The following is a 7,546-nucleotide window of genomic DNA, read 5'->3' on the forward strand; positions in this document are numbered from 1 at the left end:
ATAGGTTTTCATTTGTTAAGAATTAAGACTTTTATAATTGATTTCTAAACTGCTTTATAATTTCTTGTATCTAATAAAAAGGAAAAGTGCATAAGTCACTTTTCCTTATAAAAATTTATTAAAGAAATTAATTGTGAACTATGCAGTAAAATTAGTCAATCTAAGAATTTGAGGTGATTAGTATTAAATCATTAAGAGGCAAAATAACGCTAATTTATATTGGACTTGTAATGATAATTACAATTGTAGGATTAATTTCTGTTTTTAATGTTTATAAGTTAGAACGGTCAATTGATGGATTGATAACTGATAATTATAAAAGTATAGATGCAGCTAATAATATGAATAATTATATAGAAGCCCAAGATAAAGCTATTTTAAAGTATATGCAAAACCAAAAAAAGGAAGCAGTTAATTTGTTTTACGAAAGCAATGATATGTTTTATAAATGGTTTCATACTGAAAGGAATAATGTTACTGAAGTAAGAGAAGCAGAGATTGTTGAAGAACTTAATGTGAATTATATTAATTTTATAAAGCTATTTCCAGAATTACAGGAATACAGTAAAACTCATAATTATGAGCAGATGCAATCATTTTATAAAGAGATAGTAACTCCAGTGCTGGAAGATATAAAGAAAAATTTAAATGATTTATCAAAGTTAAATGAAGTAACTATGTTCGATAAAAAGAATAGCGCGAAGATAAATGCAGAACATTCAACAAATATAATTTTAATAGTATCATCAGTTTCAACAGCTCTAGGTTTAGTAATATCAATAATATATACAAATAAGTATTTAAGACCTATTCATTTGTTGACTGATACCGTAAAGTCTGTAAAAGAAGGTGAAATTAATAAACAAGCTCCTATTATTTATAACGATGAAATTGGAATGCTGGCTACTGAATTTAATAATATGACTAATAGATTATATGAGTTTGAGAAAAGTACTAAAGGAACACTTTTAGCGGAGAAAAATAGGTCTATGACTATAGTAAAAAGTATTTCTGATCCACTTATAGTACTTGATGCAAGTTTTAAAATTAAGTTTATAAATGATTCTTGTGAGGAATTTTTAAATTTAAAAGAAGATTATGTTCTTAACAAACATTTTCTTCAAGTTATAAAAAATTCAGAACTATATGATTATGCTTTTGAAGTTATAAATAATGATTTAATAGACGATGGAAAAATAATAGATATAGCTATGAAGAATAAAACCTATTTCTTTAATGTTACCGTTACACCTATAAAAGATAAGGATTTGAAGGTTAATGGAGTAATTATGCTCTTTAGAAATGTTACGGAATTAAAGCAATTAGAGATGATAAAGACAGATTTTATAGGAACAATTTCTCATGAATTAAAAACACCATTAACTTCAGTTATGATGGGAGTAGGTTTGATGTCAGATGTGAATATAGGTACATTAAATCAAAAGCAGAGTAAAATAATTGAAACTATTAAAGAAGATGTTCATAAATTAAATGATTTGGTTTCAAATCTATTAAAAATATCTCAGTTACAATCAGATAGAGCAATATTAGATATAAAGCCTTGTAATATCATAGACTTAATTAATAATTGTGTAAATAACTATATTAATCAAGCTAAGGAAAAACAGATTAATTTGCATTATGAAGTATGTGGGAAATTACCTAATATAATGGTTGATGAAGAAAAAATAATTTGGGTTTTAAATAATTTAGTCTCAAATGCAATTAGATATACAGAGAATAAAGGGAAAATATTAATAGGAACATATACAAAAAATGAAGAAATGTATGTATATGTAAAAGATACAGGAAGAGGAATACCGGAACAATATTTGAATAAAGTATTTGAAAAGTTTGTCAGAGTAGAAGGCTTTGAAATATTACCTGAAAGCAATGGACTTGGACTTTCTATTGCAAAGGAAATTGTAGAGGTTCATGGAGGGGAAATTTGGTGTGAAAGTAAGTTAAATGAAGGAAGTATATTTACTTTTACATTGCCTATTGAAGAAGATTAAATGTCTAGATATTTTTAAAGATAAAATTGAGAGTAATATTGAAGGAGTGCCTGTATGAAGAAAGTTTTAATTATAGATGACACCAAAAATATAAGAACACTCTTAACTACATGCTTAGAGTTAAGAGATTATGAGGTTTTAACAGCAGAAAATGGTAAAGTAGCACTTGATATTTTGAAGGAAAAAAAAGAGGAAATTGACTTAATATTTTTAGATATAAGAATGCCGGGAATGAGTGGAACAGAGGTTTTAAAGAGTTTACGAAATTACGGGATTTCTTGTCCAGTAATAATAATGACTGCTTTTGCTACAGTAAAAAATGCTGTAGACTGTACTAAATTAGGTGCAGTAGCTTATCTTCAAAAGCCTTTTTCACCAGATAGAGTAAATGCTATTCTTGATGAAATCACAGAGAATACTTCAAATGAAAATAGAACTAATTCTAATCTTAGAGATGTTGAACTATATCTTTCAAAAACAAAATCTCTAATAAATGAAAAGAAATATGATGAAGCTTTTGAAAATATTAAAACTGCATTATCCATTAATCCATATATAAAAGAAACCTATTATTTAATTGGAAAAATTAATGAGAATATAAGCAATAGTGTTCAAGCAAAAAGATTTTATGACATAGCAAAATTGTTTGAGTAAAGGAGTATTTAGGATGTGAAGTTATGAATACAAGGACACCGGATTATTTTCTTAGAGAATATGAACGTTCTATTAAAGGTCGGCTTAAAATATATGTTGGTGCAGCACCTGGTGTAGGTAAGACCTATCAAATGCTTAGAGATGCCAATGAAATGAGGCAAAGTGGTATAGATGTAGTTATTGGCATGATAGAAACTCATGGAAGAAAAGAAACCATTGAGCAAATTGGTGATTTAGAGATAATTGAGCCGAAGGAAATTAAATATAAAACTGTGATATTAAAAGAATTGGATTTAGAAAAAATTATTTTAAGAAGACCAAAAGTTGTTATTGTGGATGAATTAGCACATACAAATGCACCTAAATCAAAAAATAAAAAAAGATATGAGGATGTATTAGAACTTATTGAAAATGGAATAAGTGTTATGACTGCTGTTAATATACAACATCTAGAGAGCCTAAAGGACTACGTTAATAGAATGACAGGAGTTAAAATTAGAGAAACTATTCCAGATAAAATGCTAACAATTGCTGATGAAACAAAGGTAATAGATATTTCTCCAGAAGGTATCAGAGAAAGATTAAAAAAAGGTAAAATTTATAGTGAAGATAAAATTCATTCCTCTTTAAATAATTTCTTTCGTCTTGGGAATTTGACTGCTTTGAGAGAGCTTTCATTAAGGGAAGTGGCAAATGAAGAAGACGAAAAACTAACTAGCTATAAAAATGAAAAAGAAGTGGATGGATTAGTAGGTGCAAAAGAAAAAATACTTGTTTGTGTTAATCTTAATTTTAATGCAGAGTATTTAATAAGAAGAGGATATAGGATAGCTAGAATGCTTAAGGCTGAGTTATTTGTAATGTATGTAAAAAATAAGCATGACCATGACAATGATAGAGAAATAGTAAAAAAATATAAAGAAATAGTTGATCTATGTAAAAGGTTAGAAGGAGAATTTATAGTGAAAGTGTCTAAAAATCCTGCTTCACCAATTATTAAGTATGCTAAAGAAAATTCAATAACACAAATAGTTATAGGACAATCAGCAAGAACTAGATTTCATGAGATAATTAAAGGATCTATTGTAAGAAAAATAATGAGAAAAGCTAAGTATGTAGATGTTTTAGTTGTAGCTGACCCACAACATTAATTTTGAGCTTAAAGATAGGATTCCAATAGGAATATATTAAATATTTCTATTGGAATCCTATCTTTAAGTATCCAGTTTTTCATAAATTCTATAATTATTATATATAATCCTGCAATGAACAGTTAGGCTGCAAATTTAATAATACTCCATATTTCTGGCAGGCAGTTATAAAGCATATGAAGGCACAAAGCTCAGAGATTTCTTTGTCACTAAATAATGACTTTAATTGGGCAAATAATTCATCATCCACTTCTACATTTTTTGAAAATATATCTGCTAGTTTAATCGCCAATAATTCTTTAGGCGCTTTCATAGAATTTGATGGCTTACCTTTAGCCATACAGTAAGTGCATCCATTATTAAAGGCAAGAGTACGTCTTATTTCTTCTTTTAATTCTCTACTAAAAGTATTAGAGTTAAATAAAGCATCCTCTAAATTGTTCCATTCTTTAAGGACATTTTTGTTATGACCTAATAGCTGTTCAAAGGGAGTAGAACCTTCAGCAGAAAAATTTATTCTTTCCATATTATCACTCCTTTAATATTCTGTTGACTTATTTTTTATATAAATATTATATAGTGAATTTTATTTGATTTGTATTTTATATGACATATAATTTTAGTATAAATATATCAAATGAAATAATTATTTTGAGGAAGTGATTTCAAATGAAAATAGACGAGATTGATATAATGATTTTATCAGAATTACAAAAAAATAGTCGATTATCTATAAGACAGCTATCAAGACTTATCAATCTTTCCCCACCTTCAATTACAGAAAGAATAAAAAGACTTGAAGAGAATGGTGTGATTGAAGGATATACAATAAAAATAAATAAAAAGAATATAGGGTTTCCTATAGATTGCATAATAAAAGTAACCATGAGAAATGGAGAATATGAACGGTTTAAAGCATTTATAAAAGGATATGAAAGAAGTGAGTGGTGTTATAGAGTTGCAGGAGATAGCTGCTTTTTAGTAAAGCTATCGATATCTTCATTAAATGAAATAGAAGAATTTATAAATTTAATATCCTCATATACTATAACTTCAACTATTATTGCTTTTTCTAGTGTAGAGATAAATGATAATATTACTAAGTTTTTTAAGTAGATATTTTTAAATTAAGCAATAAGCAAAATTGAAAAATAGTTGTACTTATAGCATAGTTAATTGTATAATATGTAAATTCAACTCTCTGGGTAATGCAAATGAAATACTTGCAGATGACAAATTAGACGAATTTAAATGATATGTTGAGAATTTACTAAAAACTAAAAGTATTATAAGGAACTAGCTCATGCATGTTTAACGCTAAAATATGAACTTTAGGGGAATGTTATTATTAAAAGGGTAAGTGTAAATGACTATTGTTATATGTTGATGTTAAAAATATTTAGTTTTCGTGCAAAAAGCCACAGGAAAATTATCCTGTGGTTCTTCTATAGTAAGAATTTATGATACATAGTTATAATGAGCTGAAATTCTTCCCATTATAACTGTATTATAATAATTTCCATCCTTATGAATACGATCTTTTATTAATAACCCTTCTTCTATAAATCCATATTTTTTATACAGTTGAATTGCTTTTGTATTTGTTTCTATTACGATTAATGAGATTTTTTCTAATTTTGTAGTATCTGCCCAAGATAATATATTTTCTAATAATACATTTCCAATTCCATTACCCCAATATTTCTTTAGAACACCTATACCTAATGATGCTTTATGTCTAAATCTACTTAAGGTATTTCCTTTGCAAAGAGCTAGTCCTACAATTTTTCCTTCAACTTCTGCTACTAAAAATAAACTGTTATCCGATATTGAATTTTCATAAATCATTTTTTCAAAATCTTCTGGGGTAAGAAATCCCTCTCCTGGTTCGCGGTCAAAATTTTCTGTTTCTCCGTCTAATTGAACTCTTAATTTAGATAATTCTGCTCCATCACCTTTCGTAGGGCAGCGAAGTATCCATGTTAGGCTCTTTCCTATTATTTCTTTATTTTCAATAACCATATCGAACCTCCAATAATCATATTTATTCTAAAAAATAATAGATAATACTCTTTAGAAAAAGTATATATAGCAAAAGCTTCGGAGTTTTACGTAAAAATATATACCTTCATAATTTTATAGTTATTAATTGAGAAATGTCAATTAGTAACTGTAAAATTTCTATTGATTAAGTAAGGGACGATTCATCATTTTTTATTAAATCTTTAGTTTAGTAATTTTTTAAGTCAATACTTTAATAAATTTTATTCTAATTTTGTATAAATTGTAATGAACCGTCCCTATTACATTTAAACTTTAAAGGATTTGTCATTAAAAAAGTAGTGCATTTAATTTTGCATTTTAAATACATTTTAAGTATATTTTGAGATAAAATTATATTATTTGTAACATTATGGATATTTTCAACATAACATGATTATTAGCTAGTAAATGACGAAAGGATGTTAAATTAATGCATGACCATGAAAAATGTAAAACTGTAAGAGTACAATATGCAAGGGCATATGTATTACCTCAAGTTTATGAAAGTTTATTTTCAGTTAGAGAGGCCTTTAGAAGAGGTACAATTTTTAAAGACCTTTATCAACCATATAATAAAAAATCTATATGTTAAGAGGTGAATACTATGCATGCAAATGAACTATTAAATACTATTAGAGAATATCAATTCTATGCTATAGAGCTTAATTTATTTCTAGATAATTTTCCTCATGATGAAAAGGCAACAAAAGATTTTAAAATTACATCTCATAAATTAACTTGTTTAATTAGTGAATATGAAGAAAAATACGGTCCACTTACTAACTTCGGTTCTGCTTTTGTAGAAAATCCACCAGCTTGGGTAAAAGACCCATGGCCATGGCAAAGAGAACAGAATAGAGGGGAGGAAGAGTAGAGTATGTGGTATTATGTAAAAACTTTAGAATATCCAGTAAATCTTAAATCTAAAGATCTTCAAATGGCGAAATTTCTTATATCCCAATATGGTGGACCGGATGGTGAATTAAGTGCTGCGCTTAGATATTTAAATCAACGTTATACAATGCCTACAGGAAAATCTAAAGCGTTACTCACCGACATAGGAACAGAGGAGATGGCACATGTTGAGATTATTGGTACTATGGCATATCAACTTATGGAAAATGCAACTGTAGAAGAAATTAAAGAAGCTGGTCTTGGAGCTCATGATACTGATCATGGAAAAGCAATATTTTATACAGATGCTACTGGCAATCCATGGACAGCAGCTTATATACAAGCTAAAGGTGATGTAATTGCTGACCTTCATGAGAATATGGCAGCAGAACAAAAAGCAAGAGCAACTTATCAATGGCTAATAAACTTAACAGATGATCACGATATTAAAGAGATATTAAAATTTTTAAGAGAAAGAGAAATTGTTCATTTCCAAAGATTTGGAGAAGCTTTAGTCGATGTTCAAGAAAATATATGTTCTAAATAAATCTAATTATATTGTATAGAGAAATAATAATTTATATATAATATATATTTTAAAAAATTATATTATTTGCTAATCTGCCAATATTTTAAAATTATTTTGGCAGATTTTTATTTTTTGTTTTTATATGTTTATATTTAATTTTATTATTTTTATAAGAAGCTTTGATTTTAGTATTTTAAAATTAGTATCTTAATAATGTTAATTATTTTAAACTTATTAATTGTAATGAACCGTCCCCATAT

The 7,546-nt window shown here is 27.2% G+C and carries 9 protein-coding genes; 7 read left to right on the forward strand and 2 right to left on the reverse strand.

Annotation, left to right across the window (positions count from 1 at the left end):
• The first annotated feature begins 173 nt into the window (after positions 1-173).
• The 3 genes from B3603_RS12455 to B3603_RS12465 are packed head-to-tail and all read left to right on the forward strand — an operon-like array spanning position 174 to position 3,820.
• Complete coding sequence (locus B3603_RS12455; protein WP_291565318.1) at positions 174-2,015, forward strand: ATP-binding protein; 1,842 nt, start codon at positions 174-176, stop codon at positions 2,013-2,015.
• A gap of 54 nt (positions 2,016-2,069) precedes the next feature.
• A complete protein-coding gene (locus tag B3603_RS12460) occupies positions 2,070-2,669 on the forward strand; it encodes a response regulator (protein WP_291565321.1) in 600 nt (199 codons plus the stop codon).
• 23 nt (positions 2,670-2,692) lie between these two features.
• Complete coding sequence (locus B3603_RS12465) at positions 2,693-3,820, forward strand: universal stress protein (RefSeq protein ID WP_291565323.1); 1,128 nt, start codon at positions 2,693-2,695, stop codon at positions 3,818-3,820.
• 97 nt (positions 3,821-3,917) lie between these two features.
• On the opposite strand, the gene B3603_RS12470 is transcribed toward B3603_RS12465, so the two are convergent.
• Positions 3,918-4,346 (reverse strand): carboxymuconolactone decarboxylase family protein, encoded by a 429-nt coding sequence (locus tag B3603_RS12470; RefSeq protein ID WP_291565326.1) that lies wholly within the window; start codon positions 4,344-4,346, stop codon positions 3,918-3,920.
• 143 nt (positions 4,347-4,489) lie between these two features.
• Here B3603_RS12470 and B3603_RS12475 point away from each other — a divergent pair, with 143 nt between their 5' ends.
• Entirely contained in the window at positions 4,490-4,936 is a 447-nt protein-coding gene (locus tag B3603_RS12475) for an Lrp/AsnC family transcriptional regulator (RefSeq protein WP_291565329.1), read from the forward strand.
• Between the two features lie 342 nt (positions 4,937-5,278).
• Here B3603_RS12475 and B3603_RS12480 read toward each other — a convergent pair whose 3' ends face one another.
• Positions 5,279-5,842 carry a GNAT family N-acetyltransferase gene (locus B3603_RS12480; RefSeq protein ID WP_291565332.1) on the reverse strand — a complete coding sequence of 188 codons (564 nt, stop codon included), beginning with the start codon at positions 5,840-5,842 and terminating at the stop codon, positions 5,279-5,281.
• Positions 5,843-6,293: 451 nt separating this feature from the next.
• On the opposite strand from B3603_RS12480, the gene B3603_RS12485 reads away from it, so the two are divergent.
• The 3 genes from B3603_RS12485 to B3603_RS12495 are packed head-to-tail and all read left to right on the forward strand — an operon-like array spanning position 6,294 to position 7,304.
• Positions 6,294-6,455: a spore coat associated protein CotJA gene (locus B3603_RS12485; RefSeq protein WP_291565335.1), complete on the forward strand. Its 162-nt coding sequence runs from the start codon at positions 6,294-6,296 to the stop codon at positions 6,453-6,455.
• Positions 6,456-6,467: 12 nt separating this feature from the next.
• Positions 6,468-6,737 (forward strand): spore coat protein CotJB, encoded by a 270-nt coding sequence (locus B3603_RS12490; RefSeq protein ID WP_291565337.1) that lies wholly within the window; start codon positions 6,468-6,470, stop codon positions 6,735-6,737.
• Between the two features lie 3 nt (positions 6,738-6,740).
• Positions 6,741-7,304, forward strand: a complete 564-nt coding sequence (locus B3603_RS12495) for a manganese catalase family protein (RefSeq protein WP_291565340.1) — start codon at positions 6,741-6,743, stop codon at positions 7,302-7,304.
• The last annotated feature ends 242 nt before the right edge of the window (positions 7,305-7,546 follow it).

This window comes from Clostridium sp. UBA2485 (assembly GCF_002341865.1).
Lineage (GTDB): Bacteria > Bacillota > Clostridia > Clostridiales > Clostridiaceae > Clostridium_J.

What these genes read in the sequence shown, in the direction of transcription:
- B3603_RS12475 (WP_291565329.1), top strand. Translation starts at nt 4,490, where the DNA reads ATGAAAATAGACGAGATTGATATAATGATTTTATCAGAATTACAAAAA.
- B3603_RS12495 (WP_291565340.1), top strand. Translation starts at nt 6,741, where the DNA reads ATGTGGTATTATGTAAAAACTTTAGAATATCCAGTAAATCTTAAATCT.
- B3603_RS12485 (WP_291565335.1), top strand. Translation starts at nt 6,294, where the DNA reads ATGCATGACCATGAAAAATGTAAAACTGTAAGAGTACAATATGCAAGG.
- B3603_RS12460 (WP_291565321.1), top strand. Translation starts at nt 2,070, where the DNA reads ATGAAGAAAGTTTTAATTATAGATGACACCAAAAATATAAGAACACTC.
- B3603_RS12490 (WP_291565337.1), top strand. Translation starts at nt 6,468, where the DNA reads ATGCATGCAAATGAACTATTAAATACTATTAGAGAATATCAATTCTAT.
- B3603_RS12470 (WP_291565326.1), bottom strand. Translation starts at nt 4,346, where the DNA reads ATGGAAAGAATAAATTTTTCTGCTGAAGGTTCTACTCCCTTTGAACAG.
- B3603_RS12465 (WP_291565323.1), top strand. Translation starts at nt 2,693, where the DNA reads ATGAATACAAGGACACCGGATTATTTTCTTAGAGAATATGAACGTTCT.
- B3603_RS12480 (WP_291565332.1), bottom strand. Translation starts at nt 5,842, where the DNA reads ATGGTTATTGAAAATAAAGAAATAATAGGAAAGAGCCTAACATGGATA.